This window comes from Pseudomonas sp. FP2294 (genome assembly GCF_030687625.1).
Classification (GTDB): Bacteria; Pseudomonadota; Gammaproteobacteria; order Pseudomonadales; family Pseudomonadaceae; genus Aquipseudomonas; species Aquipseudomonas shahriarae.
Genome location: NZ_CP117441.1, coordinates 324,269 through 350,743, shown reverse-complemented (window position 1 = coordinate 350,743; position 26,475 = coordinate 324,269). Strand labels below are relative to the sequence as shown.

The following is a 26,475-nucleotide window of genomic DNA, read 5'->3' as shown; positions in this document are numbered from 1 at the left end:
GTTTACTTCAGGCCTTGCCCGGAAAACATCAGAACTTTGTCACCGGCGTACTGCACGCTGATAAAGCTGTTTTTATCGCCCCAGGTGCAACTGGACATGCCCAGTGCGCCAGAACAATCGGTGGGCTTACCCAACAGCGACTCCACCTCGGCCTTGGCCATGCCAGCCGAGAGCTTCTGGTAATTTTCCTGGGTGACCTTGCTGCAAGCGGCCAACAGCACGCAAAAGCACAAGAGGGCGAGACGGCGTAACGACATGGTAGAGCTCCTGGAGGGACACGCAGCAGTGGGGGTCTGCCAGAAGCTTAGAAGGGAAAAGGGGGGTCTGGTTCCCGCAAGGCAAAAACAAAAAAAGCCCCGAATCGCTGAAACGTTTCGGGGCCTTGGTCTGGCGCATGATTCATTGTAAAGGCGAGCTGGCTCGCGAAAAACATCCAGCCAACGCAGCGCTGCGCCGGGAATACTTCGCGAGCAAGCCTGCTCCTACAGAAGGCCTTAGGCCTTGTGGTAACCCGTCACACGCGCCACTTCTTCCTTGGACCCCAGGAACACCGCCACACGCTGGTGCAGGCCTTCAGGCTGGATGTCGAGGATGCGCTGGTGGCCGTCAGTCGACGCACCGCCCGCCTGCTCAACCAGGAACGACATCGGGTTGGCTTCGTACATCAGGCGCAGTTTGCCTGGCTTGGACGGCTCGCGGCTGTCGCGTGGGTACATGAACAGACCGCCACGGGTCAGGATGCGGTGTACGTCGGCAACCATCGCGGCCACCCAGCGCATGTTGAAGTTTTTCTTCAGCGGGCCTTCTTCGCCTTCCATCAACTCGTTGACGTAGCGCTTGACCGGTTCTTCCCAGTGGCGCTGGTTGGACATGTTGATCGCGAATTCCTGGGTCGAGGCAGGAATGGAGATGTCTTCGTGAGTCAGCACAAAGCTGCCCATTTCGCGGTCCAGGGTAAAGCCCTTGACGCCATCACCCAGGGTCAGCACCAGCATGGTCTGTGGGCCGTAGATCGCATAGCCGGCAGCAACCTGCTCGGTGCCTGGCTGCAGGAAGGCCTTTTCGTTCAGCGCTTCGTTCTGGCTCAGGTATTCATTAGGGCAACGCAGTACCGAGAAGATGGTACCGACTGGCGCGTTGATGTCGATGTTCGACGAGCCGTCCAGCGGGTCGAATACCAGCAGGTACGCGCCTTTAGGGTATTTGCCCGGGATCTGATAGGCATTGTCCATTTCTTCGGACGCCATGCCGGCCAGGTGACCGCCCCATTCGTTGGCTTCGAGCAGGATTTCGTTGGAAATCACGTCGAGTTTCTTCTGCACTTCGCCTTGCACGTTTTCAGTGCCCATGCTGCCCAGGACGCCGCCCAGCGCGCCTTTGGACACGGCGTGGCTGATTTCCTTGCAAGCACGCGCCACCACTTCGATCAGGAAGCGCAGATCGGCAGGGGTGTTGTTGCTGCGGGTCTGCTCAATCAAATAGCGACTCAGGGTAACGCGGGACATGGACGGCTCCGGAGAATGGGGGGCTAAAAACCCGCGCAGTTTAGCGCGAGTCGGGGCGCATTTCCTCCTATCAGACGAGATAACCCTGACAGAGTTCATGTAGGCCCCGGCTCAGGGCCTGGTAGGCGGCTTGCGCAACAGGTTGTAGGCCATCGCCCCAAGTGCCGCTACGCCCAGCAGCAATACGGCCCACAGGCCGATTGTCTGCCAGTTGATACCTGCGACATTTGGCGCGGCTGGCGGGTTGGCGTGCCATTCGCCATCGACCCGAGCCTGGCCCAGAGCCGCGAGGCGCTGGGGTTGGTAGTCGGGAATCAGGGTCGTCAACGGCAGGTTCGCAGCCTTGGCCGACGGGTTGCCCAGCGCCAGGGTAAACGGCTGTTCGCCCCGCGCCAGGAACACCACTTGCGTGGCCCGCACAGCAAAACTCAACGCCGGCGCCTGCGCGCCCAGGCCACCGCCCCGCTCGTCTACGTCCAGCTTGAGTTGCCGCACCGGGTAACCCGGCAGCTGCAATTGATCCTGGGTGACTTCTTGCCCGCCCTGCGTCAACCGATAGAGCAAACCACGGCTCAATGGCTGCCATGCCTGCTTGCTGTCCTGCCGCCCTTGCAGACCCACCGGCGCCAGGCTGTTGGGCTGGCGCAACTCAACGCGCACCCGCTCGACACTTAACACGCCAGGCAACTGCCAGCTGTACTGCCCAGGCTCCAGGGTGCTGCCGGCCAATGGCTCGGACCACACCAGCGACAACGGCAGGCTGCTGGTGCTCTGCACTTCAATGGAGGTCAACTCGGGCGCGGCCTGGCCTTGCCATAGCAGGCGCAGGTAGCGCGCCGGCTGCCCTGGCAAGGCGACTTCACGCTGCTCCACCCGTTCATCGGCAAATGCCAGGCGCGCCACCTGCCCGCCGCCCCAGGAGCGCCAGTGCTGCAAATCGTCACTGGCTTCGATACTGAAACGCTGGAAGCCATCATGCTCGGCAGCCCAATCGAGGATCAGCTTTTGCAACGGCGCCTTGATTGCACTGGCATCCAGCAGCCAGCCGCGTCGCACCTGCGCGCCGGCCGGCGCCTCGCTGGACGGCTGCACCTGCACCAGGGTTCCCGTGGCGCTGGATTGCACGCGCACGCTGGGCACACTGTCGCTGGCGTTGTCGGCGGCATACAGCGGGAAGCCCTTCAGCCGGGCCAGGTTGTTTGCGCTTGCGGGCGACTGCCGCACTAATGCATATGCCTGGGGCTCGCCCGCCGCGTTGAACACCCGCAGGTCACTGAGATCGGCCTGACGGGCGCTCAATTGCACCGCCAGCGGCAACTCCAGGCGATACCAGGGGCCTTCGCCGCTGACCGTCAGCGGCACTTTGGCGGTGAAGTCTGCGGGGCCTTCTGCGGCCGACGCCGATAACGCGGCGCACAGGCCCACCAGTGCAATGCTCAGTTTGCCGATCAAGAGGACGCTCCTTGGGTTTGAATCTCAGGTTCGCTGCGTTTGGGCGGCAGCGGAGCGAAATAACCCACCACCAGCAACAGCCCGCCCACGCCGATAAACGACACGATCCGCTCCAGCCCGCCACGGTTGCTCAGCTCGACGAGGAACAACTTGGCGACCACCACGCCGATCAGCACCGCGCCGACCAGCCACACTTCCCGGCGATTGCGCAGGTGCCCGCCGATCATCAGGCCCAGGGCAATCAGGGTCCAGACAATCGACAGCCCGGCCTGCACCAGCATCGAGTCAAGCAACGCATCCAGATCAAACGGCACGCCGCCCCAATGGTGCGCCGCGCGCATCACCAGTGCGGTGAAGAAGGCAAACAGCGAGACCCCGGCAACGCCCTGGGCAATCCACGGGGTGCGGCCGCCCGTTTGCGGCGCCGCGCTGCGCGCCCACAGGTACACGCCCAACAGCGCAAACAGCAGGCCAAGATCCAAGGGGTTGAGCAACGGCACATACGGCAATGGCCTGGCCGTGCCGTCGCTGAACATATTCGCCAACCAGAACCACACCAGCATCAGCGCGGCCAACGGCAGCGCAGCCAGCAGGCGATATTCGCGTGGATAAGCCGATAGCGGCCACGGCCACTGGCGCGGCGCAGCAATGGCTATCAGGTACAGGCTTGGGAAAATCGCCCAGCCCAGCCAGCGCCAGGCGTTGTATTGCACCGAAAGCACCAACAGGCCGTAGCGCAATTCCAGGGCCAGCATGCCGATCAGCATCCAGCAGCCCAGCACGTGGGCGACGCTCAAGGCTTTTGCCGCCGCCAGGTCGGCCAAATAACGCAGCGCGATGAAATGCACGGCGAACACCGCGAGCCAGGCCAGCCAGCCCCATTCGGCCGCCGGGTGGTAATAGCGATGCAACGATACCAATACCACCAGCGCCACCGCCGGCATCAGCAACAGGCAGAGGGTGCCCAGCGCGGCCCAGCGCAAGCGCAACGCCAACAACATCCACAACGCTGCACTGGCCGCAGCCGCCGCCAACAGGAAGGTGGCTTGCAACTCTGGCGGGGTGAAGCGCAGCACTTCGTGGTTCAGCGCCAATACCCACCACGCCGCGCCCCAGGCCAGCAGGCCGTTGGATACATGGGGCAACTTGAGTCGTCGATCACTGCCCCGCAAGCGCCAGGCGCCGACAAATGCGGCCAACCCGACCAGCATCGGCGCCCAGAAACCGATATGCCGGAACGCCGGCAGTTCACCGCCGCCCCAGGATGTCAGCGCGACCAAAGCCCCCGCCAGCACCTGCACGCCGAGCGCGCAGAACAGGAAGGTGCGCGAAGCGATAGACACGCCGACAAACACCGTCACCAGTCCCGCCAGCGCCCAGCTGATCGCGGTGCCCTGCTCGGCCACCAGCAACGGCGCCAGCAGGTACACAAAGCCCAGGCCAAGGCCGGCCAGGACCGGCAAGCCCTGGCGCTCCCACTTCGAGGTCTGCTCCAGCGCGGCCGTGCGCAGTTGCTGGAAGCTGAACAGCAACGCCACGCCGAGCAACAAGGCGCCCAGCGCCGCGCCGTCCAGCAGCGTGTGTTCGCCCACGTCCAGCTCACTGAGAAACGCCAGCGCCGAGCCCAACTGCAACAGCAGGCCAAACGCCCGCGCCAACGAGCGTTGCTGACGCAGACCGAGCCAAAGGATGCCGGCGCCTTCCACCGCCCAGGCCGCCGCGGTCCAGCGCGCGTCCAGGCCCAGCGGGATCGCCAGGCTGGCGAAGATCACACCCAGGGCCAGGCAGGTTTCTGCCAGCAACACGGTGCGCCCACCGCTAAGCACCCGCGCCAGGACCATATAGATGATGCCCAATGCCAACGCACTGAAGGCCGGGGCGAAGGCCAGGTGCTGCACCAGGGTGAACTGCAAGCCAAATGCCACAAGCGGCGGGCCGAACAGCAGGCCGCCATCCACATAATCGCCCTTGGCCGCCGACCAGCGCAGCAGCGCGGCACGGCTGTCATCGGCCGGGGCGTCGGCCGTTTCCAGGAGTTTGCGTCGCGCAAACAGCAAGCCGATGGCCAGGTACATCAGGAAAAACAGAATCAGGAACGGCTCGGTACTCCACAGCAGTTCCGGTGTGTAAGAGCGAATACCCCAGGCAAACCCGATACCGAAGGTGCCGGCAAAGCCAATCACATTGAGCAAGCGCCAGGCCTTGAACCAGGCGATGGCGAGGATCCCGGCGTTGAGCAGGGCGAAGTAGCTGAACAACGCCACATGGTTGCCCTCGCCGGTGGACGCGAGGATTGGCGCGGCAAACCCGCCGAGCGCGGCGGCGCAGGCCAGGCCGATGGCGTCCTGGGTAATCGCCAGGATCGCCGAAAACACCGTCACCGCCACCAACAGGCCCAGTGCCGCGCTCGGATCGAGCAATGGGTGCAGGCGCATGGCGGCGAACACCGTCAGGTACAACACGGCGATGCCCGCGCCTTGCAGGATCAGCGCATAACTGCCCCGGCGCAGGCGCAGCCACCACCCCAGGCCCAGCAAGCCCAGGGCACAGGCAGCGACACCGGCGTAGCGCAGCTCGATGGGCACCACCATGCCTTCGGTGGCATAACGCAGCAAAAATGCCAGGCCGAGGAACAACAGCACCACGCCGACCCGCAGCACGGTATTGCCGCCCAGCAGCCAGTTGCGCGCGGCGCCGATGGCACGTTCGATCAGGGTGGGGCTACGGGGGATTTCGGGTTCAGCTTCGCGGGCAACGGCGGCCGGTTTCCACAGGTCGTCCGGCAGCGGCGGGCTCGGTTCGGGAGCCGGGGTGGATTGCAGTTCGGCGGGCAACTCCCAGACCAGCTCTGGGGCGGGCGCGGGTTCGGCCATGGACGGTTCGACCTGAGGCGGCTTTTCCAGCAGCGCGAGGCGTTGCTCCAGCGCCTTCAGGGCACTGCCAAGGTGCGACAGGCGAATGGCCTGGCCAATCCCCAAACCCAGCAGTGCACCGAAGCCTGCATCACTGAACGATTCATCCAGCGCCCAGCCGAGCACCAGGCCAATCAGCATGAACATCCATTGCATGGTCCAAATCCCTAAGCAAACCGAGACCCAGTATATAGACGCATAACCCATGTGGGAGCGGGCTTGCTCGCGATAGCGGTGCATCAGTCACCTATTTGCTAACTGACGTACCACTATCGCGGGCAAGCCCGCTCCCCCATTTTGCTCCTGCGGCGTTTAGTCCAGGGCTTTCCAGATCTCGGTCGCATATTCCCGGATGGTGCGGTCCGACGAGAACCACCCGGTACGCGCGGTGTTGAGCACCGCCGAACGCCACCATTCCTTGGAGTCATGCCAATGGGCTTCGACCCGCGCCTGGGCGTCCCAGTAGGAATCAAAATCGGCGCACACCAGGAAGCGGTCGTAGTCGATCAACGAATCAATCAGCCCCACATAGCGCCCCGGATCATCCGGCGAGAACACCCCGCCACGAATCGCCTGCAGCACATCGTTCAGGCGATGGGAGGCGGCGATTTCGGGAGCGGCGCTGAACTCACCGGCCTGTTTACGCGCTTCCACCTGTTCGGCACTCAGGCCGAAGATAAACATATGCTCGCCGCCGATGCGCTCGTGCATCTCCACATTGGCGCCGTCCATGGTGCCGATGGTCAATGCGCCATTGAGGCCGAACTTCATATTGCTGGTGCCCGAGGCCTCGAAGCCGGCGGTGGAGATCTGCTCCGACAGGTCAGCGGCCGGGATGATGTTTTCCGCGAGGCTGACGTTGTAGTTAGGCAGGAACACCACCTTGAGCAAACCACGCACGGTCGGGTCGTTGTTCACCGTACGGGCGATGTCGTTGGTCAACTTGATGATCAGCTTGGCCTGGTGATAGCTGGCCGCCGCCTTGCCGGCGAAGATCTTCACCCGCGGCACCCAATCCACCTCGGGCTCGGCACGAATCGCCTGGTACAGGGCGACGGTGTGCAACAGGTTCAGCAACTGGCGCTTGTACTCGTGGATGCGTTTGACCTGCACGTCGAACATCGCCGCCGGGTTGACCGCGATCCCCAGGCGTTCATGGATGATATCGGCCAGCACGCGCTTGCTGTGCAGGCGTTGCTCGGCAAAGGCTTTGCGAAATGCCTGTTTCTCGGCAAAGGTTTCCAGCTCCACCAGGCGCTGTTCCATATTGTCGAGAATATCCGGGCCCAGGGCTTCCACCAGCATCGCGGTGAGCTTGGGGTTGGCCTGGAACAGCCAGCGGCGGAAGGTAATGCCGTTGGTCTTGTTGTTGATACGCTCGGGGTAGAGCTTGTGCAGTTCGGAGAACACCGTGCTGCGCATCAACTGCGTGTGCAACCCGGACACGCCGTTGACGCTATGGGAGCCGAGGAACGCCAGGTTGCCCATGCGCACACGCCGGCCGTTGTCCTCTTCGATCAGCGAGACGGCGCGCAGCACATCGAAATCGTGGATGCCCTTGGCCCGCAGCGAATCAATGTGCTGGGCGTTGATCAGGTAGATGATCTGCATGTGCCGGGGCAGCATGCGTTCCATCAGGCCCACCGGCCAAGTCTCCAGGGCTTCGGGGAGCAGGGTGTGGTTGGTGTAGGACAGTGTCTCCACCGTGACCTGCCAGGCCGCCTCCCAGGCAATATCGTGCAAGTCGACCAACTGGCGCATCAACTCGGCCACGGCGATGGACGGGTGGGTGTCGTTGAGCTGGATGGCCGCGTGCTCGCCCAGGCTCAGGACCGACCCGTGCATGTTTTTGTGGCGCCGCAGCAGGTCTTGCAGGGAGGCCGAGACGAAAAAGTATTCCTGGCGCAGGCGCAGTTCCTGCCCCGCTTCGGTGCTGTCGGCCGGGTAAAGCACCCTGGAGATGCTTTCGGCACGGGCCACTTCGGCGACGGCGCCCAAATGGTCGCCGGCATTGAAACGCTCCAGGTGCAGGTCTTCCACGGCCCGCGCGCGCCACAGGCGCAAGGTGTTCACACTGGCACCGCGCCAGCCGACCACCGGGGTGTCGTAGGCCACCGCGCGCACGGTTTCATTGGGCGACCAGACCTGGATCGACTTGCCGGACGCATCCAGCACGGTCTCGACACTGCCGCCAAAACCGATCGGGTAGATCACCTCGGCGCGCTCGAACTCCCAGGGGTTGCCGAAATCCAGCCAGCGCTCGGTCTGTTCCTGCTGCCAGCCATCGACAATCGCCTGGCGAAACAGCCCGTGCTCGTAGCGAATGCCATAACCATGGCCGGCAATGCCCAGGGTCGACATGCTTTCCATAAAGCACGCGGCCAGGCGCCCCAGGCCACCGTTGCCCAGGGCCGCATCGGGCTCCAGCAGGCGAATGCGCTCCAGGTCCACACCCAACTCGCCGACAGCTTCGCGCGCCACCTCCCACAGGCCGAGGTTGCTCAGGCTGTCAAACAGCAGACGGCCGATCAGGAACTCCAGGGACAGGTAATACACCCGCTTCTGCCCGCTGCGGTAGATACGCCGGGTGTGGTCCATCCAGTGCTCGACCATATGGTCGCGCGCCGCCAGGGCAATGGCTTCGAACCAGTCGTGGTCGAAGGCGTGATCGGGGTCCTTGCCCACCGCATAAGTGAGTTTGGTCAAGACAGCATCGCGAAACGCGGCTACCTCTGCTTCTCGTGCAAGCGGTTCCTGAGACATCGGTGCGACCTCGGGCGAGATAGAAGAAGGGAAATCCTAGAGCCTAGACGGTCTGACCCATGGCATGGCTGACGGTTCGGCAGTTTTTTCACTCATTCACGCATACCGGTTTTAGATGCAGGGGCCGTGCCCGTTTGTGCGTCGGACCGGCCTTTGAGCCGAAACCCGCAAAATATTGTTCAAAAAATCACCAATCCCGGTATCATCGCGCGCCCGGACAAAGCCCCTCTTGGAAACCTGATGAAGCCTCAACTGATCGCCGCCGCGGAACTCGACCGTCTCGAAACGTGGCAGAAATACTCCAGCCACATGTGCGGCGGCTGCACATCCAACTGCTGCACCCTGCCGGTTGAGGTGAAGATCAAGGATTTGATCCGCATTGGTATCGTCGACGAGTTCGAGCGTGGCGACCCGCCGAAGAACATCGCCAAGCGCTTGCAGAAGGAAGGCATCGTCGAGCGGTTCAACTCCAAGTCCGAGATCTTTACTCTGCAGCGCATGAGCAACAACGATTGCCTGTACCTGGATCGTAAGACGCGCTTCTGCACTATTTATGACAAACGCCCGGATACCTGCCGCAATCACCCGAAAATCGGGCCACGGCCGGGGTATTGCGCGTACAAGCCCAAGGAAGTGGTGCGCGAGACCAAGTTGCGTACGCTCGACAAGTTCTAACCGATGATCGTTCCCACGCTCCGCGTGGGAATGCCTCCTGGGGCGCTCTGCGCCCCGCTGCCAAGGGCAAACGCAGAGCGTCCAAGGCTGCATTCCCACGCGGAGCGTGGGAACGATCACAGGCCAGACACCACACAATCTGCAGGCATAAAAAAACGCCCCCGGCCTTTCGACCGGGGGCGTTTTTTTCAGCTGGAACTAAATATCAGTTCTTGGCCTTTTTGGCAGCGCGGGTACGCTCGCCTTCGTCCAGGATCTTCTTACGAAGACGGATGGACTTCGGCGTTACTTCGCACAGCTCGTCGTCCTGGATGAATTCCAGAGCCTGTTCCAGGGTGAAGCGAACAGGTGGAACCAGGGCGATGGTTTCGTCTTTACCCGAAGCACGCATGTTGTCGAGCTTCTTGCCTTTGGTTGGGTTGACGCCCATGTCGTTGTCACGGCTGTTCAGACCAACGATCTGGCCGTTGTAGATCTCTTGACCGTGTTCAACGAACAGCTTGCCACGCGCCTGGAGGGTTTCCAGGGAGTAGGTCAGCGCCTTGCCGGTTTCTACCGATACCAGAACACCGTTCTGACGGCCGGACATGTCGCCGGACTTCATGGTGTCGTAGCGATCGAAGATCGAGGTCAGGATGCCAGCACCGTTGGTCAGGGTCAGGAACTGGTTACGGAAACCGATCAGACCACGAGCAGGGATGTTGTATTCCAGACGCACACGGCCTTTGCCATCCGGCACCATGTTGGTCAGGTCGCCTTTACGCAGGCCCATCTCTTCCATGACCTTGCCCTGGGATTCTTCAGGGGTGTCGATGGTGACGTTTTCGAACGGTTCCTGCTTCACGCCGTCAACGGTACGGATGATCACTTCAGGACGACCAACGCCCATTTCGAAGCCTTCGCGACGCATGGTTTCGATCAGTACCGAGAGGTGCAGCTCACCACGGCCGGAAACCTTGAACTTGTCAGCCGAGTCGCCTTCTTCAACGCGCAGTGCAACGTTGTACAGCAGCTCTTTGTCCAGACGTTCCTTGATGTTACGGGAAGTCACGAACTTGCCTTCTTTACCGCAGAAAGGCGAGTCGTTTACCTGGAAGGTCATGGAAACGGTTGGCTCGTCAACGGTCAGAGGCTTCATCGCCTCGACAGTGTCCGGCTGGCACAGGGTGTCGGAGATGAACAGCGAGTCCATACCGCTTACGCACACGATGTCGCCGGCGAAAGCTTCTTCAACGTCGATACGGTGCAGACCGTGGTGACCCATCAGCTTCAGGATACGACCGTTACGCTTCTTGCCGTCGGCGCCGATAGCCACAACCGGGGTGTTCGGCTTGACGCTACCACGAGCGATACGGCCAACACCGATAACACCCAGGAAGCTGTTGTAGTCCAGTGCCGAGATTTGCATCTGGAACGGGCCTTCACGGTCAACCTTCGGAGGTGGCACGTGGTCAACGATCGCCTGGTACAGCGGGGTCATGTCTTCCGCCATGGCGGTGTGTTCCAGACCGGCAATACCGTTCAGGGCAGAGGCGTAGATCACTTGGAAATCAAGTTGTTCTTCGGTAGCACCCAGGTTGTCGAACAGGTCGAAGATCTGGTCCAGAACCCAGTCCGGACGCGCGCCTGGACGGTCAACCTTGTTGATGCACACGATCGGACGCAGGCCGGCTTCGAAAGCCTTCTTGGTCACGAAACGGGTTTGCGGCATAGGGCCGTCTTGGGCATCAACCAGCAGCAGAACGGAGTCAACCATCGACATTACGCGTTCTACTTCGCCGCCGAAGTCGGCGTGGCCCGGGGTGTCCACGATGTTGATGTGGTAGCCGTTCCAGTTGATAGCGGTGTTTTTTGCCAGGATGGTAATACCGCGCTCTTTTTCCTGGTCGTTGGAGTCCATCACGCGCTCGTCGTTGAGCTCGTTGCGCTCCAGGGTGCCGGATTGACGCAGGAGTTTGTCTACCAGGGTGGTTTTACCATGGTCAACGTGGGCAATGATGGCGATGTTACGTAGATTTTCGATCACTTGTGTATCTCGATCAGAGGATTCGGTGTGCTGACAGGTCGTGGCAGCGATTAACAGTAGAGTCAGGCCTTGCCGTTACAGCTTGACGGCAGAGTCGGGGGGCCGGTGACGCAGGCCACAGGCAAACAGCCCCGGGCTCTTAGCTCGGTCGATAAACGCGCACATTGGCATATCCCTCACTGAGCAAATGGTGGGCATGCAGGCGACTCATCACGCCTTTGTCGCAATACAGCAGGTACTGACGGCTGTTATCCAGTTCCTTGAAACGCGCGTTCAGTGCATAGAACGGCAGCGTTTGCACGTCGATGCCAGCGATTTCCAGTGGCTCATCTTCAGCGGCATCCGGGTGACGGATGTCGATGACGATCTGGCCGGCCAGGGCTTCGCTGACTTCTTCGATCTGCACATCCTGGCCCAATTCATCGATTACCCGATCAATCGGCACCAGTTTGGCGTTCTCGAGCGCTCGCTCCAGAATCGCCATGTCGAATTCTTTCTCTTCATGCTCCACGCGGTAGCGCTTGGCATGGGTCTTGGGGTTCACCGAGATGACCCCGCAGTACTCTGGCATGTGCTTGGCGAAATCAGCGGTGCCGATTTCGTTGGCCAGGTCGATGATGTCTTGCTTGTGGCTGGCGATCAGCGGGCGCAATACCAGCTTGTCGGTCACACAGTCGATCACGGACAGGTTCGGCAGGGTCTGGCTGGAGACCTGGGAAATCGCCTCGCCGGTAACCAGCGCTTCGATTTGCAGGCGGTCGGCGATTTTCGACGCTGCGCGCAACATCATACGCTTCAATACGACGCCCATATGACCGTTATCGACTTTTCCGAGAATTTCTCCCAGGACTTCCTCGAACGGTACGCTGACAAACAGCACGCGCTGGGAGCTGCCGTACTTCTTCCAGATATAGTGCGCGACTTCCATCACGCCCAATTCATGTGCACGCCCGCCCAGGTTAAAGAAGCAGAAGTGGCTCATCAGGCCGCGGCGCATGATCTGGTAGGCCGCCACGGTGGAGTCGAAACCGCCGGACATCAGTACCAGGGTCTGCTCCAGCGCGCCCAGCGGATAGCCGCCGATGCTGTTGTGCTGGCTGTGGATCACAAACAACCGTTGGTCGCGAATTTCGATGCGCACTTCGATTTGCGGCTCTTTAAGCGAAATTCCAGCGGCGCCGCACTCGCGACGCAGCTTGCTGCCGACGTATTTCTCGACATCCATGGAGCTGAACGGGTGCTTGCCGGCACGCTTGCAACGCACTGAAAAAATCTTGCCTTCAAGGCTGTTGCCGAAGTGCAGTTTGCATTTTTCAGTGATGTCGTCGAAATCGCCCAGCGGGTACTCGTCGACCTGCAGGAAGTGCGCGATGCCCGGCATGCAGCTCAGGCGCTCGGTCATGTCTTTCAAGGCTTTGGCGTCAGTAATGCGGGTTTCCAGCTCGAGATTGTCCCACACACCGTTCACCACCACAGCCGGGTCCAGGTCACGGAGCACGGCGCGGATATTCTTGGCCAATTGACGGATGAAACGCATCCGTACCGGTCGGCTCTTGATGGTGATTTCGGGGAAGACTTTAACGATTAATTTCATGGAAACAGCGCGCGCAGGGCCAGCCGAAAAAGGGGGGCGCGGATTATAGCGGAAATCGCTCAAGGTTTGACCAGTTAATATACAAACGGCACACCATGCACCAAACAGGTGCATTTACAGGCAGTTGCGCTACATTGCAGTGCGCAATTTTTGCCGTTTTTTCGATTTGCACCTTTATAGGGGCGATTTTGAGGCAAAAAACCCATGTCGGGGCACTGGCATGCAATTTGCTCTCTTGTGAGGCAGGTTGCCATGGCGGACTATCCGCGCCGGCATCACCCACATTCTAAGGGCTACTCCACTACCCAAGCCCGAAGCCACCCGGAGGACACTATGTCGAAGTCGGTTCAACTCATCAAAGATCATGACGTTAAATGGATTGATCTGCGCTTCACGGACACCAAAGGCACTCAGCACCACGTGACCATGCCGGCTCGCGATGCGCTGGATGACGCCTTCTTCGAAGAAGGCAAAATGTTCGACGGCTCCTCCATTGCTGGCTGGAAAGGCATCGAAGCCTCCGACATGATCCTGATGCCGGACGACTCCACCGCCGTACTCGATCCGTTCACCGAAGAGCCGACCCTGATCATCGTCTGCGACGTGATCGAGCCTTCGACCATGCAAGGCTACGACCGCGACCCACGTGCGATCGCCAAGCGTGCCGAGGAATACCTGAAGTCCACCGGTATCGGTGACACCGTATTCGTGGGCCCGGAACCAGAATTCTTCATCTTCGACCAAGTGAAGTTCAAGTCCGACATCTCCGGCTCGATGTTCAAGATCTACTCCGAACAAGGTTCGTGGATGTCCGACCAGGACGTGGAAGGCGGCAACCATGGCCACCGTCCAGGTATCAAAGGTGGTTACTTCCCGGTTCCGCCGTTCGACCACGACCACGAAATCCGTACCTCCATGTGCAACGCCATGGAAGACATGGGCCTGGTCATCGAAGTGCACCACCACGAAGTGGCCACTGCCGGCCAGAACGAAATCGGTGTGAAGTTCAACACCCTGGTGGCCAAGGCTGACGAAGTCCAGACCCTGAAGTACTGCGTACACAACACTGCCGTTGCCTATGGCCGTACCGCTACCTTCATGCCTAAGCCACTGTACGGCGATAACGGTTCGGGTATGCACGTTCACCTGTCCATCGCCAAAGATGGCAAGAACACCTTCGCTGGCGAAGGTTATGCCGGCCTGTCCGACACTGCCCTGTACTTCATCGGCGGTATCATCAAGCACGGTAAGGCCCTGAATGGCTTCACCAACCCGTCGACCAACTCCTACAAGCGTCTGGTCCCAGGTTTCGAAGCACCGGTAATGCTGGCCTACTCGGCTCGCAACCGTTCCGCGTCGATCCGTATTCCTTACGTGTCCAGCCCTCGCGCTCGCCGTATCGAAGCACGCTTCCCGGATCCAGCAGCCAACCCGTACCTGGGCTTTGCTGCACTGCTGATGGCTGGCCTGGACGGCATCCAGAACAAGATCCACCCAGGCGACGCCGCCGACAAGAACTTGTACGACCTGCCGCCTGAAGAGGCCAAAGAGATCCCACAAGTGTGCGGCAGCCTGAAAGAAGCCCTGGAAGAGCTGGATAAGGGCCGTGCGTTCCTGACCAAAGGCGGCGTGTTCAGCGACGACTTTATCGACGCCTACATCGCCCTGAAAAGCGAAGAAGAAATCAAGGTCCGCACCTTCGTACACCCACTGGAATACGAGCTGTACTACAGCTGCTGATCCGGTAGCGCTGCTTAACGTGGCGTGACAAAAAGACCTCCTTCGGGAGGTCTTTTTTTTGCCTGAAACAATGACTATCCACCTTTGCAAACCCCATCAGAACTGTAGGAGCTGGCTTGCCTGCGATAGCGGTGTATCTGTCACATCACGACTGACTGAACCACCGCTATCGCAGGCAAGCCAGCTCCTACAGTTTGACTGGGGTTTTTCAGGAAATATTTGATCGCTGAACAGAATGTGGGAATTCGCACTATATTGGTGCGATAGGTTGCACCCTTGCCCACCCATCAACCCATTTTGGGTCGAAATCTCCCGAGAGAGCTGGCCGAACGCCATAGTTTCGCGCCTAAAGCCCCCATTTCAGGGCTTTTACGCTTCTTTTCGGAGCCTTGGTTTGGTTTTTGCATTTTCCTGGTATCAGCGTGTGCCTCAAGCCCACGCCTTGCTCCAAAAGAGGTCCTAATGACCATCAGCGACGCACTGCACCGCTTGCTACTCGACAACCTGACCACCGCGACCATTCTGCTCAATGACGAACTGCGCCTTGAGTACATGAACCCCGCGGCGGAGATGCTCCTGGCCATCAGCGGTCAGCGCAGCCATGGGCAATTTATCAGCGAGCTGTTCACCGAGTCCGCCGAGGCCTTGAGTTCCTTGCGCCAGGCCGTGGAGCAGGCCCACCCGTTTACCAAGCGTGAAGCGATGCTCACGGCCCTCACCGGCCAGACCCTGACCGTCGACTACGCGGTAACGCCGATCCTGAGCCACGGCGCCACCTTGCTGCTGCTGGAAGTGCATCCCCGGGATCGCCTGCTGCGCATCACCAAGGAAGAAGCCCAGCTGTCCAAGCAGGAAACCAGCAAGATGCTGGTGCGCGGCCTGGCCCATGAGATCAAGAACCCGTTGGGCGGGATTCGCGGCGCCGCACAGTTGCTGGCCCGCGAGCTGCCGGATGAGAACCTCAAGGACTACACCAACGTCATCATCGAAGAAGCCGACCGCCTGCGTAATCTGGTGGACCGCATGCTCGGCTCCAACAAGCTGCCGTCGCTGGCGATGACCAATATCCATGAGGTGCTGGAGCGCGTCTGCCAGTTGGTGGAGGCCGAAAGCCAGGGCTGCATCACCCTGGTGCGCGACTATGACCCGAGCATTCCCGATGTCCTGATCGACCGCGAGCAGATGATCCAGGCGGTGCTCAATATCGTGCGCAACGCCATGCAAGCCATCAGCAGCCAGAACGAGCTGCGCCTGGGGCGCATCAGCCTGCGCACCCGCGCCTTGCGCCAGTTCACCATCGGCCATGTGCGCCATCGCCTGGTGACCAAGGTCGAGATCATCGACAACGGCCCGGGTATCCCGGCCGAACTGCAGGAAACCATTTTCTTCCCAATGGTCAGCGGCCGCCCGGACGGTACCGGGCTGGGCCTGGCCATTACCCAGAACATCATCAGCCAGCACCAGGGCCTGATCGAATGTGAAAGCCATCCCGGCCACACGACCTTTTCGATCTTTCTGCCACTGGAACAAGGAGCCCCATCGACATGAGCCGTAGTGAAACTGTCTGGATCGTCGATGACGACCGTTCCATCCGCTGGGTCCTGGAGAAAGCCTTGCAACAGGAAGGCATGACCACCCAGAGCTTCGACAGCGCTGATGGGGTGATGAGCCGCCTGGCGCGCCAGCAGCCCGACGTGATCATCTCCGATATCCGCATGCCCGGCGCCAGTGGCCTGGACTTGCTGGCGCGGATTCGCGAGCAGCACCCGCGTTTGCCGGTGATCATCATGACCGCGCACTCGGATCTGGACAGCGCTGTCGCGTCCTATCAGGGCGGCGCCTTCGAGTACCTGCCCAAGCCGTTCGACGTCGATGAGGCGGTGGCACTGGTCAAGCGCGCCAACCAGCACGCCCAGGAACAGCAAGGCCAGGCCGTGGTACCGACCCTGACCCGCACCCCGGAGATCATCGGTGAAGCACCGGCGATGCAGGAAGTGTTTCGCGCCATCGGGCGCCTGAGCCACTCCAACATCACCGTGTTGATCAACGGTGAGTCCGGGACCGGTAAAGAGCTGGTGGCCCATGCCCTGCACCGTCACAGCCCACGGGCGGCCTCGCCGTTTATCGCGCTGAACATGGCGGCGATCCCCAAGGACTTGATGGAATCCGAGCTGTTCGGCCACGAAAAAGGCGCGTTTACCGGCGCAGCCAACCTGCGTCGCGGGCGTTTTGAACAGGCGGACGGCGGCACGCTGTTCCTCGATGAAATCGGCGACATGCCGGCCGACACCCAGACCCGGCTGTTGCGGGTACTGGCCGACGGTGAGTTCTATCGTGTCGGCGGCCATACGCCGGTCAAGGTCGACGTGCGCATCATCGCCGCGACCCACCAGAACCTGGAAACCCTGGTGCACGCCGGCAAGTTTCGCGAGGACTTGTTCCACCGCCTGAACGTGATCCGCATCCATATCCCACGCATGTCGGACCGCCGCGAAGATATCCCGACCCTGGCCCGTCACTTCCTCAGCCGCGCCGCCCAGGAGCTGGCGGTGGAGCCCAAGCTGCTGAAGACGGAGACCGAGGAATACCTGAAGAACCTGCCATGGCCGGGCAACGTGCGCCAACTGGAAAACACTTGCCGCTGGATCACGGTGATGGCGTCCGGGCGCGAAGTGCATATCAGCGACCTGCCACCGGAACTGTTGAGCCTGCCCCAGGATTCAGCACCGGTGACCAACTGGGAACAGGCCCTGCGCCAATGGGCCGACCAGGCCCTGGCCCGCGGCCAGTCAAGCCTGCTGGACAGCGCCGTGCCGACCTTTGAGCGGATCATGATCGAAACCGCCCTCAAGCACACCGCCGGCCGGCGTCGTGATGCCGCAGTGCTGCTGGGCTGGGGCCGCAATACCTTGACCCGCAAGATCAAGGAATTGGGGATGAAGGTCGATGGCGGGGATGATGATGAGGGCGAAGAGGCCTGAGTACAGCCCTCCAGCACATGAATGACCTAATGTGGATGAGGGCTTATGTGGGAGCTGGCTTGCCTGCGATTGCATCACCTCGGTATCTCTGAAAGGCCGAAGTGCCCGCATCGCAGGCAAGCCTGCTCCCACATTTGTGTGGTGTGCACCGCTTCAACGCACCATGAACCGGTATCGCGCACAAAACCCAGGCTACTTTTAAATAAATCCTGAGCCCCGAAAACACCAAAGCCCCGTAATCCGGGGCTTTGCGCTTTATAAAAGAAAACTCTCAGACAATCTCGCCACTCTGGCACGCCCCCTGCAATAACCCTGGTACAACCCAGTTTCGGGGACCTTGGTACAGGCAGGCCGAGAATCCCCTCTTTAATTCGAGCGTCAAACCGTTTTGGGAGCCCTGGTACAGGCAGGCCGGGAACTCCCTCTTTTATTGCTCCAGGAGATGGATCTCCAGTCGCCAGCGGTCATCGACCGCCTTGCCCGACCATTCCCCCCGCAGCGGCCGCGCCGCCACCAGGTTCAGCAGCAAGCCAGCATCGGTCTTGCGCACGCGCCAGTTCACATCCTTGTCATTGACCTTCAATTGCCCCGCCTGGGCCTGGCCCTGGGCGTCGAACAGCAGCGCCACGGTGCCGTCGATATGCTCGCCATGCAGCTTCGGCTCGCTGTTGAACCACACCACCAGGCCATCTGCGGCGGGCTCGACCTGCAGCAAGGCAGTCGGGTCCGGGGTGGTCAGGCGACCGATCATCAAACCCACCATCAGGCCGACAATCGCCAGCGAGCCCAGGACGCGAGGCAATAGCTTCGGCCTGGGGTCGTCTTCAGGGGTAGAATGCGCTGCATCTTTATCTTCGGAGCCGTGCATGTTTCACGTCATCCTTTTCCAACCAGAAATTCCGCCGAATACCGGCAACGTTATCAGGCTGTGCGCCAACAGTGGCTGCCACCTGCATTTGATCGAGCCGCTGGGCTTCGAGATGGACGACAAGCGCCTGCGCCGCGCGGGCCTGGACTATCACGAGTACGCCACCCTGCAGCGCCACGCCGACCTCGCCAGTTGCCTGGAGAGCCTGGGCCAGCCGCGCCTGTTTGCGTTCACCACCAAGGGCTCGCGGCCGTTTCATGATGCCAGCTTTGCCGAAGGGGACGCCTTCCTGTTCGGCCCAGAGAGCCGTGGCCTGCCGGCAGACGTACTCGACGCCCTGCCCGACGGCCAGCGCCTGCGCCTGCCGATGCGCGAAGGCTGCCGCAGCCTGAACCTGTCCAACACCGTGGCCGTCGCCGTCTACGAAGGCTGGCGCCAGCTCGGGTTCAAATAACCCCCAAAACCAAATGTGGGAGCGGGCGTGTGTGGGAGCCGGGCTTGCCCGCGATGCAGGCACCTCGGTGTGTCAGTGACACAGAGGTGATGCTATCGCTGGCAAGCCAGCTCCCACACACGCCCGCTCCCACATTTAGAGCAGCGTCGGGTTCAGCTTACTGAACCGTCGGTGCGCCTTCCTGTTGCATGCGCTGCAGCTCTTGCGCATACAGGGCATCGAAGTTCACCGGGGCCAGCATCAGGGCCGGGAACGAGCCACGGGTGACCAGGCTGTCCAGGGTCTCGCGGGCATACGGGAACAGAATGTTCGGGCAGAACGCGCCCAGGGTGTGGCTCATGGACGCATCGTCCAGGCCCTGGATCAGGAAGATACCGGCCTGCTGGACTTCAGCGATGAATGCCACTTCTTCACCGTTCTTCACGGTGACCGACAGGGTCAGTACCACTTCGTGGAAGTCGCCTTCGAGCTGCTTCTGACGAGTGTTCAGGTCCAGGCCGACGCTTGGGGTCCATTCCTGACGGAAGATCGCCGGGCTTTTCGGCGCTTCGAACGACAGGTCACGCACGTAGATACGCTGCAGGGAAAATTGTGGGCCTTGAGCCTCTTCTGCTGCCGCTTCGATGTTCGGTTGGTCAGTCATCTCGCAGATCCTTCTTGATCTTGGGGTCTTTTAGGTTTTTGGAGTCAGACGTGAAGCAGCGCGTCGAGTTTACCGGCGCGCTCCAGGGCGAACAGGTCGTCGCATCCACCGATATGCTGGGTACCGATCCAGATTTGCGGCACAGAGGTGCGCCCCGCCTTCTGGGCCATCTCGGCACGCACCGCAGGCTTGCCATCGACCTTGATCTCTTCGAAGGCAACCTTTTTGCTCTGGAGCAACTGCTTGGCTCGCATGCAATAGGGGCAATAATCGCTGGAATAAACGACAACCTGGCTCATATCACTTCACCAACGGCAGGTTATCGGCGCGCCAGCTGGAGATACCACCCGACAGCTTGGCGGCGGTGAAGCCGCTTTTCATCATTTCGCGGGCATGGCCACCGGAGTGCTGGCCTTGGGCGTCGACCAGGATAATGGTCTTGGCCTTGTGCTTTTCCAGCTCGGCGATGCGGGCGATCAGCTTGTCCTGGGGAATATTCAGCGCGCCGACGATATGACCGGCGGCAAAGTCCTTGGCCGGGCGGATGTCGACGACAACGGCCTGGTCCTTGTTGACCAGCGCGGTCAGCTCGGCGGTGCTGAGGCTACGGCCGCCACGGCTCACTTCATGAGCAATCAGCAGCGCCAGCAGTACGACGAAGGCACCGACCAGCAGATAGTGAGAGGTAGCAAATGCAATCAGGTGATCAACCATCAAGGAGGTTCCAGGGCGTTAAAATGGCGGTAAGTATACACAGCCGCCATGGGGGGCCAACCCCCGTAAAGCGGTGACGGCATCGGAACTTCGCTTTAAACTGCCACTCCCTTTTCAATCGCCTTCCTTTAATAACGCCGCGAGAGGATCTATGACTACCACGCCTAAACCTTTGGTCCTGATGATTCTCGATGGCTTCGGTCACAGTGAAAACCCCCACGACAACGCCGTATTCGCGGCGAACAAGCCAGTACTGGACCGCCTGTGCGCCAGCGTACCCAATGGCCTGATCTCCGGATCGGGCATGGACGTCGGCCTGCCGGACGGCCAGATGGGCAACTCCGAAGTCGGCCATATGAACCTGGGCGCCGGACGAGTGGTATATCAGGACTTCACCCGTGTGACCAAAGCCATCCGCGATGGCGAGTTCTTCGAGAACCCGACCATCTGCGCCGCGGTGGATAAAGCCGTTGCCGCCGGCAAGGCCGTGCACTTCATGGGCCTGCTGTCCGACGGTGGCGTACACAGCCACCAGGATCATCTGGTGGCCATGGCCGAACTGGCCTTCAAGCGCGGTGCCGAGAAGATCTACCTGCACGCCTTCCTCGATGGCCGCGATACCCCGCCCAAAAGCGCGCAATCGTCCATCGAACTGCTGGACGCGACCTTCGCCGCCCTCGGCAAGGGCCGTATCGCCAGCCTGGTCGGCCGCTACTTCGCCATGGACCGCGACAACCGCTGGGACCGCGTGTCCCAGGCCTACAACCTGATCGTCGACGGCAACGCCGAATTCAACGCTGCCACCGCCCAGCAAGGCCTGGAAGCCGCCTACGCCCGTGGCGAGAGCGATGAGTTCGTCAAGGCCACCACCATCGGCGAGCCGGTGAAGGTCGAAGATGGCGACGCCGTGGTGTTCATGAACTTCCGCGCCGACCGTGCCCGCGAGTTGAGCCATGTGTTCGTCGATGAGGGTTTCAAAGACTTCGAGCGCGCGCGCCGCCCGCAGGTCGAATTCGTGATGCTCACCCAATACGCCGCCAACATCCCGGCCCCGTCGGCCTTCGCCCCGGGCAGCCTGGAAAACGTGCTGGGTGATTACCTGGCGAAGAACGGCAAGACCCAGCTGCGCATCGCTGAGACCGAGAAATACGCCCACGTCACGTTCTTTTTCTCCGGTGGCCGCGAAGAACCGTTCCCCGGCGAAGAGCGCATCCTGATCCCGTCGCCCAAAGTCGCCACCTACGACCTGCAGCCGGAAATGAGCGCACCGCAAGTTACCGATAAAATTGTCGACGCCATCGAACACCAGCGTTATGACGTGATCGTGGTCAACTACGCCAACGGCGACATGGTCGGCCACAGCGGCAACCTGCAAGCGGCAATCAAGGCTGTGGAATGCCTGGACCTGTGCGTAGGCCGGATCGTCGAGGCCCTGGAGAAGGTCGGCGGCGAAGCGCTGATCACCGCTGACCACGGCAACTGCGAGCAGATGTCCGACGAATCCACCGGCCAGGCCCACACAGCCCACACCACCGAGCCAGTGCCGTTCATTTATGTCGGCAAACGCGACTTCAAGGTGCGCGAAGGTGGCGTGCTGGCGGACGTGGCACCGACCATGCTCATGCTGATGGGCCTGGAGAAGCCTGCCGAGATGACCGGTACCTCGATTCTGGTCTGATTTTAAAACCACCACCAAACAATGTGGGAGCGGGCTTGCCCGCGATAGCGACGGATCAGCCGACATTGCTATGGCTGACACAGCGCAATCGCGGGCAAGCCCGCTCCCACATGGGTAAGTGGCGTTTTTGAAGGTGGCTTTTAGCCACACCCCCGCCACTCGGCACCTAACTTGCCCGCCAGCCTGAATTGGGCGTTTTTTTTGCAGCGTGGGGCGGGCATACTAGGCCGTCCCTTTCCCTGGTGTCGCCCGCCTCTATGCTTCGCGCCTTGATTACCCTTGCTCTTGTCTGCGTGCTCCAACCGGCCTTGGCCGACGAACGTGCGCAAACCCAACAACAGTTGGACGCTACGCGTCAGGACATTACCGAGCTGAAAAAGCTGCTCGGCAAGCTCCAGGAAGAAAAATCCGGGGTGCAGAAAGACCTGCGCGGCACGGAAACCGAAATGGGCAAGCTGGAGAAGCAGGTCCAGGAGCTGCAAAAAGAATTAAAGAAGAGCGAGTCGGAACTGGAGCGACTCGACGGTGAGAAAAAAAAACTCCAGAGCGCGCGCGTTGAACAGCAACGCCTGATCGCGATCCAGGCCCGTGCCGCCTACCAGAACGGCCGCCAGGAATACCTCAAGCTGCTGCTCAACCAGCAGAACCCGGAAAAATTCGCCCGCACCCTGACCTACTACGATTACCTGAGCACCGCGCGCCTGGAGCAACTCAAGAGTTTCAACGAGACCCTGCGCCAGTTGGCCAACGTCGAGCAGGAAATCGCTGACCAGCAAAGCCAACTGCTGGCCCAGAAGAGCAGCCTGGACACCCAGCGCGACGAACTGGACAAAGTGCGCAAGGAGCGCCAGCAGGCCCTGGCCAAGCTCAACAACGACGTAAAAGCCCGTGATGCCAAGTTGCAGGCGCGTCAGCAGGACCAGGCCGACCTGGCCAAAGTACTCAAAACCATCGAGGAAACCCTGGCACGCCAGGCCCGCGAGGCCGAAGAAGCGCGGCAGAAAGCGCTGATGGCCCAGCAGGAAGCAGAAAAAAAGCGCCAGCGTGAAGCCGAGGCGCTCGCCAGCGACGCCCCGCGTAAACCGGCGCGTGCAGCACCCGGGCCGCTGGTTTCCAGGGCCGGCGAATCGTTTGGCGGGCCTTTTGCTACTGCCCGAGGCAAACTTCCATGGCCAGTTGATGGTCGACTACTGGCACGCTTTGGTGAAACCCGTGGCGATGACACCCGTACCAAGTGGGATGGCGTGATGATCAGCGCCTCTGCGGGCAGCCAGGTGCACGCCGTCCACGGCGGGCGCGTGGTGTTCGCCGATTGGCTGCGCGGCGCCGGGTTGCTGGTGATTCTTGACCACGGCAATGGCTATTTGAGCCTGTACGGCCACAATCAGACGTTACTCAAGGCCGCAGGTGATGTTGTAAAAGCCGGTGAATCCATCTCCACTGTCGGTAACAGTGGTGGCCAGGACACCCCGGCGCTGTACTTTGCTATTCGTCAGCAGGGCCGCCCGAGCGACCCTGCACAATGGTGTCGCGCCCAAGGATAGGCCGCACCTACATTAGGAGTTCGTTCGACATGCTGCATTTGTCCCGCCTCACTTCGCTGGCCCTGACGATCGCCCTGGTGATCGGCGCGCCTATGGCATTCGCCGACCAGACCGCACCGTCTGCCATGGCCGCGACCACCAAGGCACCGCTGCCGCTGGACGAATTGCGCACCTTTGCCGAGGTCATGGACCGGATCAAGGCCGCCTATGTCGAACCCGTGGACGACAAGACCCTGCTGGAAAACGCCATCAAAGGCATGCTCAGCAACCTCGACCCGCACTCTGCCTACCTGGGCCCGGAAGATTTCGCCGAGCTGCAGGAAAGCACCAGCGGCGAATTCGGCGGCCTGGGCATCGAAGTCGGCGCCGAGGACGGCATCATCAAGGTGGTGTCGCCAATCGACGACACCCCGGCGTCCAAGGCCGGCATCCAGGCCGGCGACCTGATCGTCAAGATCAACGGCCAGCCGACCCGTGGCCAGACCATGACCGAAGCCGTCGACAAGATGCGCGGCAAGGTCGGCCAGAAAATCACCCTGACCCTGGTGCGCGACGGCGGCAGCCCGTTTGACGTGACCCTGACCCGAGCCACCATCGTGGTCAAGAGCGTGAAGAGCCAGTTGCTGGAGTCGGGCTACGGCTATATCCGCATCACCCAGTTCCAGGTCAAGACCGGCGACGAAGTGGCCAAGGCCCTGGCCAAGCTGCGCAAGGACAACGGCAAGAAGCTCAACGGCATCGTCCTGGACCTGCGCAACAACCCCGGCGGCGTGCTGCAATCAGCGGTGGAAGTGGTCGACCACTTCATCACCAAAGGCTTGATCGTGTACACCAAGGGCCGCATTGCCAACTCCGAACTGCGCTTCTCGGCCACCGGCAAGGACCTCAGCGAAAACGTACCGCTGGCGGTGCTGATCAACGGCGGCAGCGCCTCGGCCTCGGAAATCGTCGCCGGCGCCCTGCAAGACCAGAAACGCGGGGTACTGATGGGCACCACCAGCTTCGGCAAGGGCTCGGTGCAAACCGTGCTGCCGCTGAACAACGAGCGTGCGCTGAAGATCACCACAGCGCTGTACTACACGCCTAATGGTCGCTCGATCCAGGCCCAGGGCATCGTGCCGGATATCGAGGTGCGCCGGGCCAAGATCACCAACGAAAGCGACAACGAGTACTTCAAGGAAGCCGACCTGCAAGGTCACCTGGGCAATGGCAACGGCGGCGCCGACCAGCCAACCGGCAGCGGCCCGAAAGCCAAGCCGATGCCACAGGACGACGATTACCAACTGGCCCAGGCGCTGAGCCTGCTCAAGGGCTTGAGCATTACGCGCAGCCGTTGATATGCGTTTTGCGCTAATCCTTGCAATGTTGTGCAGCCTGGCCGGAGTCGCCCAAGCGACGCCGGCCGACAAGCCCCACAAAGCCTACCTCACGCTTATCATCGACGACCTTGGGCAAAACCTGCCCAGGGATCGTCGTGTGCTGGCCCTGCCCGGCCCGGTGACGGCGGCAATCATGCCCGACACGCCCCACGCTGCTGAAGTCGCCCGCGAGGCCCACCGCGCCGGCAAGATCGTGATTCTGCACATGCCCATGGACCCGGCCACCGGCCCCTTCGCCTGGCACCCCGAGCTGCCCATCGAAGAACTGGGCAAGCGCCTGGATGCGGCATTCAAGGCCGTGCCTTACACCGCCGGCATCAACAACCACATGGGCAGCCGCATGACGGCCGAGCCTGGCGCCATGGCGTGGTTGATGGGCGAGCTGCAGCGTCGGCACAAGTTTTTCGTCGACAGCCGGACCAGCGCCAAGACCGTGGCGGCCGCCGAGGCTCAGAAAATCAACCTGGCCCACGTCTCACGGGATGTATTTCTGGATGACGAACGGACCGAAGCGGCCATCGCCACGCAGTTGCAGACGGCTATCAAGCTGGCCCACAAACAGGGCTCGGCGGTGATGATCGGCCATCCTTATCCACAGACCCTGGCGGTGCTGGAGCGCGAACTGCCCAAGCTCAAGGCCCAGGGTATCGAGTGGATTGATATCAAGCTGATGATCAGTGTGCGCAGCAATCGGGCGATGGCTGGGCACGGCAAGGATGGGGTTTACCGCTGAAACCTACAGATAGCGCGCCATGATCTGATCCACCACACCTTCCTTGCGTAGCTGGTCCAGCGCCGCCTGCAGCTTGGCCACCACCTCATCCGGCACCTCCTTGTTCAGCGCCAGATACAACTGGGCGCTATTGAAGCGCAGCACCGTCTTGAGCCCGGAAACCCCCACCTGGCGCGCCAGATAGCGCCCGGCCGGGTCGCCGGTGGCCCAGAGGTCAATCTGCCCCTCCATCAGCTTTTGCGCATTGTCCTGGTCGCGCAGCACGATGATCGGCTTGAGCCCGCGCTTTTCCAGGGTCTGGGCAATGGCATCGCCTTTGTAGGCACCGATCTTGTAGCTACGGGCGTGCTCAAGGTCGGTCAGCTGGATCTTGCTGTCAGCCTTGGCCAGCAGCACCCAGTCATCCGGGCCGATGGGGCCGACCCACTTGAACAGCGCTTCGCGGTCCGGCAGGCGCGCCATGACAAACACGCCGTAGCCTGGTTTTTCCAGGGCGAGTTTATAGATCCGCTCCCAAGGGAAGCGCAGCGTGAGGTTGTAGGAAATACCAGCCTGCTTGAAAGTCTCGCGGACAATGTCCACAGCGATGCCTTCGATGTTCTCGTCCTTGGCGAAGTTCTTGCCGTTTTTCGCCATGTTGTAGGGCGGAAAGTTCTCCGTCAGCAGCACCAGAGAAGTGCCAGACGGCTCAGCGGCATTGGCCGAGCCCGCCAACAGAATGGAAGAACTGGCGAGGGCAAGCAGCAGGTCTTTGAGCATGTAGGGGTACCGGAATCCATGGCAGGCCCCAGAGTGCCGCGAGCCTGCCATGGTG

Annotated in this window: 21 protein-coding genes; 9 read left to right on the top strand and 12 right to left on the bottom strand. The window is 61.2% G+C overall.

All coding sequences use genetic code 11. The features are described 5' to 3' along the window. Positions 1–2 precede the first annotated feature (2 nt). From PSH73_RS01500 to PSH73_RS01480, 5 genes are all read right to left on the bottom strand, one after another. Positions 3–257, bottom strand: coding sequence for a lipoprotein (locus PSH73_RS01500; RefSeq protein ID WP_038445326.1), 255 nt, complete (start codon positions 255–257; stop codon positions 3–5). A gap of 237 nt (positions 258–494) precedes the next feature. Beyond that, positions 495–1,505, bottom strand: coding sequence for a class 1 fructose-bisphosphatase (locus PSH73_RS01495; RefSeq protein WP_057437154.1), 1,011 nt, complete (start codon positions 1,503–1,505; stop codon positions 495–497). Positions 1,506–1,616: 111 nt separating this feature from the next. Further along, the gene (locus PSH73_RS01490) at positions 1,617–2,954 is read right to left on the bottom strand and encodes a DUF3999 domain-containing protein (protein ID WP_128593036.1); all 1,338 of its coding nucleotides are present in this window, start codon (positions 2,952–2,954) and stop codon (positions 1,617–1,619) included. Then, positions 2,954–6,025, bottom strand: coding sequence for a DUF2339 domain-containing protein (locus PSH73_RS01485; protein WP_305461811.1), 3,072 nt, complete (start codon positions 6,023–6,025; stop codon positions 2,954–2,956). The genes PSH73_RS01490 and PSH73_RS01485 overlap by 1 nt, the downstream gene beginning before the upstream one ends. Positions 6,026–6,181: 156 nt before the next feature. Continuing rightward, entirely contained in the window at positions 6,182–8,632 is a 2,451-nt protein-coding gene (locus PSH73_RS01480) for a glycogen/starch/alpha-glucan phosphorylase (protein WP_115127180.1), read from the bottom strand. 240 nt (positions 8,633–8,872) lie between these two features. Here PSH73_RS01480 and PSH73_RS01475 point away from each other — a divergent pair, with 240 nt between their 5' ends. Continuing rightward, the gene (locus PSH73_RS01475; RefSeq protein WP_032862271.1) at positions 8,873–9,307 is read left to right on the top strand and encodes a YkgJ family cysteine cluster protein; all 435 of its coding nucleotides are present in this window, start codon (positions 8,873–8,875) and stop codon (positions 9,305–9,307) included. 205 nt (positions 9,308–9,512) lie between these two features. On the opposite strand, the gene typA is transcribed toward PSH73_RS01475, so the two are convergent. Together typA and thiI are read right to left on the bottom strand one after the other, a co-directional pair. Further along, a complete protein-coding gene (gene typA, locus PSH73_RS01470) occupies positions 9,513–11,333 on the bottom strand; it encodes a translational GTPase TypA (protein ID WP_053140412.1) in 1,821 nt (606 codons plus the stop codon). Between the two features lie 139 nt (positions 11,334–11,472). Next, on the bottom strand, positions 11,473–12,927 hold the full coding sequence (thiI, locus tag PSH73_RS01465; RefSeq protein ID WP_057437149.1) for a tRNA uracil 4-sulfurtransferase ThiI: 1,455 nt from the start codon (positions 12,925–12,927) through the stop codon (positions 11,473–11,475). A gap of 333 nt (positions 12,928–13,260) precedes the next feature. Here thiI and glnA point away from each other — a divergent pair, with 333 nt between their 5' ends. From glnA to ntrC, 3 genes are all read left to right on the top strand, one after another. Further along, positions 13,261–14,667, top strand: a complete 1,407-nt coding sequence (glnA, locus tag PSH73_RS01460; protein WP_057958042.1) for a glutamate--ammonia ligase — start codon at positions 13,261–13,263, stop codon at positions 14,665–14,667. Between the two features lie 462 nt (positions 14,668–15,129). Next, positions 15,130–16,215 (top strand): nitrogen regulation protein NR(II), encoded by a 1,086-nt coding sequence (gene glnL, locus PSH73_RS01455; protein WP_057437145.1) that lies wholly within the window; start codon positions 15,130–15,132, stop codon positions 16,213–16,215. Beyond that, positions 16,212–17,648 (top strand): nitrogen regulation protein NR(I), encoded by a 1,437-nt coding sequence (gene ntrC, locus PSH73_RS01450; RefSeq protein ID WP_057444610.1) that lies wholly within the window; start codon positions 16,212–16,214, stop codon positions 17,646–17,648. Before glnL ends, ntrC begins: the two co-directional genes overlap by 4 nt. A gap of 427 nt (positions 17,649–18,075) precedes the next feature. Here the strand turns inward: ntrC and PSH73_RS01445 are convergent, their stop codons facing one another. Next, on the bottom strand, positions 18,076–18,516 hold the full coding sequence (locus PSH73_RS01445) for a hypothetical protein (RefSeq protein WP_057958040.1): 441 nt from the start codon (positions 18,514–18,516) through the stop codon (positions 18,076–18,078). Between PSH73_RS01445 and PSH73_RS01440 the strand changes: the two genes are divergently transcribed. Further along, positions 18,515–18,970 (top strand): tRNA (cytidine(34)-2'-O)-methyltransferase, encoded by a 456-nt coding sequence (locus tag PSH73_RS01440; protein ID WP_057437141.1) that lies wholly within the window; start codon positions 18,515–18,517, stop codon positions 18,968–18,970. The two genes, PSH73_RS01445 and PSH73_RS01440, sit on opposite strands and share 2 nt — an antisense overlap. Before the next feature lie 157 nt (positions 18,971–19,127). Here the strand turns inward: PSH73_RS01440 and secB are convergent, their stop codons facing one another. Genes secB through PSH73_RS01425 form a run of 3 tightly spaced genes read right to left on the bottom strand, consistent with a single transcriptional unit; the run spans position 19,128 to position 20,327 of the window. Next, on the bottom strand, positions 19,128–19,613 hold the full coding sequence (secB, locus tag PSH73_RS01435) for a protein-export chaperone SecB (RefSeq protein ID WP_057437139.1): 486 nt from the start codon (positions 19,611–19,613) through the stop codon (positions 19,128–19,130). Between the two features lie 44 nt (positions 19,614–19,657). Then, the gene (gene grxC / locus PSH73_RS01430; protein ID WP_115127178.1) at positions 19,658–19,912 is read right to left on the bottom strand and encodes a glutaredoxin 3; all 255 of its coding nucleotides are present in this window, start codon (positions 19,910–19,912) and stop codon (positions 19,658–19,660) included. 1 nt (position 19,913) lies between these two features. Further along, positions 19,914–20,327 (bottom strand): rhodanese-like domain-containing protein, encoded by a 414-nt coding sequence (locus PSH73_RS01425; protein WP_029295907.1) that lies wholly within the window; start codon positions 20,325–20,327, stop codon positions 19,914–19,916. A gap of 151 nt (positions 20,328–20,478) precedes the next feature. Here PSH73_RS01425 and gpmI point away from each other — a divergent pair, with 151 nt between their 5' ends. The 4 genes from gpmI (at position 20,479) to PSH73_RS01405 (ending at position 25,661) form a co-directional block, all read left to right on the top strand. Then, positions 20,479–22,005, top strand: coding sequence for a 2,3-bisphosphoglycerate-independent phosphoglycerate mutase (gpmI, locus tag PSH73_RS01420; RefSeq protein ID WP_057958038.1), 1,527 nt, complete (start codon positions 20,479–20,481; stop codon positions 22,003–22,005). A gap of 257 nt (positions 22,006–22,262) precedes the next feature. Further along, a complete protein-coding gene (locus PSH73_RS01415; RefSeq protein ID WP_057958037.1) occupies positions 22,263–23,549 on the top strand; it encodes a murein hydrolase activator EnvC in 1,287 nt (428 codons plus the stop codon). A 29-nt stretch (positions 23,550–23,578) separates the two neighbouring features. Beyond that, positions 23,579–24,886 carry a S41 family peptidase gene (locus PSH73_RS01410; protein ID WP_057958036.1) on the top strand — a complete coding sequence of 436 codons (1,308 nt, stop codon included), beginning with the start codon at positions 23,579–23,581 and terminating at the stop codon, positions 24,884–24,886. A 1-nt stretch (position 24,887) separates the two neighbouring features. After that, on the top strand, positions 24,888–25,661 hold the full coding sequence (locus tag PSH73_RS01405; protein WP_057958035.1) for a divergent polysaccharide deacetylase family protein: 774 nt from the start codon (positions 24,888–24,890) through the stop codon (positions 25,659–25,661). 3 nt (positions 25,662–25,664) lie between these two features. On the opposite strand, the gene PSH73_RS01400 is transcribed toward PSH73_RS01405, so the two are convergent. Next, a complete protein-coding gene (locus PSH73_RS01400) occupies positions 25,665–26,420 on the bottom strand; it encodes an ABC transporter substrate-binding protein (protein ID WP_057444609.1) in 756 nt (251 codons plus the stop codon). Positions 26,421–26,475: the final 55 nt, after the last annotated feature.

Coding starts and splice junctions, on each gene's coding strand:
- PSH73_RS01500 (WP_038445326.1), bottom strand. CDS start 257: ATGTCGTTACGCCGTCTCGCCCTCTTGTGCTTTTGCGTGCTGTTGGCC.
- PSH73_RS01495 (WP_057437154.1), bottom strand. CDS start 1,505: ATGTCCCGCGTTACCCTGAGTCGCTATTTGATTGAGCAGACCCGCAGC.
- PSH73_RS01485 (WP_305461811.1), bottom strand. CDS start 6,025: ATGCAATGGATGTTCATGCTGATTGGCCTGGTGCTCGGCTGGGCGCTG.
- PSH73_RS01480 (WP_115127180.1), bottom strand. CDS start 8,632: ATGTCTCAGGAACCGCTTGCACGAGAAGCAGAGGTAGCCGCGTTTCGC.
- PSH73_RS01475 (WP_032862271.1), top strand. CDS start 8,873: ATGAAGCCTCAACTGATCGCCGCCGCGGAACTCGACCGTCTCGAAACG.
- thiI (WP_057437149.1), bottom strand. CDS start 12,927: ATGAAATTAATCGTTAAAGTCTTCCCCGAAATCACCATCAAGAGCCGA.
- glnA (WP_057958042.1), top strand. CDS start 13,261: ATGTCGAAGTCGGTTCAACTCATCAAAGATCATGACGTTAAATGGATT.
- glnL (WP_057437145.1), top strand. CDS start 15,130: ATGACCATCAGCGACGCACTGCACCGCTTGCTACTCGACAACCTGACC.
- ntrC (WP_057444610.1), top strand. CDS start 16,212: ATGAGCCGTAGTGAAACTGTCTGGATCGTCGATGACGACCGTTCCATC.
- PSH73_RS01440 (WP_057437141.1), top strand. CDS start 18,515: ATGTTTCACGTCATCCTTTTCCAACCAGAAATTCCGCCGAATACCGGC.
- PSH73_RS01445 (WP_057958040.1), bottom strand. CDS start 18,516: ATGCACGGCTCCGAAGATAAAGATGCAGCGCATTCTACCCCTGAAGAC.
- secB (WP_057437139.1), bottom strand. CDS start 19,613: ATGACTGACCAACCGAACATCGAAGCGGCAGCAGAAGAGGCTCAAGGC.
- grxC (WP_115127178.1), bottom strand. CDS start 19,912: ATGAGCCAGGTTGTCGTTTATTCCAGCGATTATTGCCCCTATTGCATG.
- PSH73_RS01425 (WP_029295907.1), bottom strand. CDS start 20,327: ATGGTTGATCACCTGATTGCATTTGCTACCTCTCACTATCTGCTGGTC.
- gpmI (WP_057958038.1), top strand. CDS start 20,479: ATGACTACCACGCCTAAACCTTTGGTCCTGATGATTCTCGATGGCTTC.
- PSH73_RS01415 (WP_057958037.1), top strand. CDS start 22,263: ATGCTTCGCGCCTTGATTACCCTTGCTCTTGTCTGCGTGCTCCAACCG.
- PSH73_RS01410 (WP_057958036.1), top strand. CDS start 23,579: ATGCTGCATTTGTCCCGCCTCACTTCGCTGGCCCTGACGATCGCCCTG.
- PSH73_RS01405 (WP_057958035.1), top strand. CDS start 24,888: ATGCGTTTTGCGCTAATCCTTGCAATGTTGTGCAGCCTGGCCGGAGTC.
- PSH73_RS01400 (WP_057444609.1), bottom strand. CDS start 26,420: ATGCTCAAAGACCTGCTGCTTGCCCTCGCCAGTTCTTCCATTCTGTTG.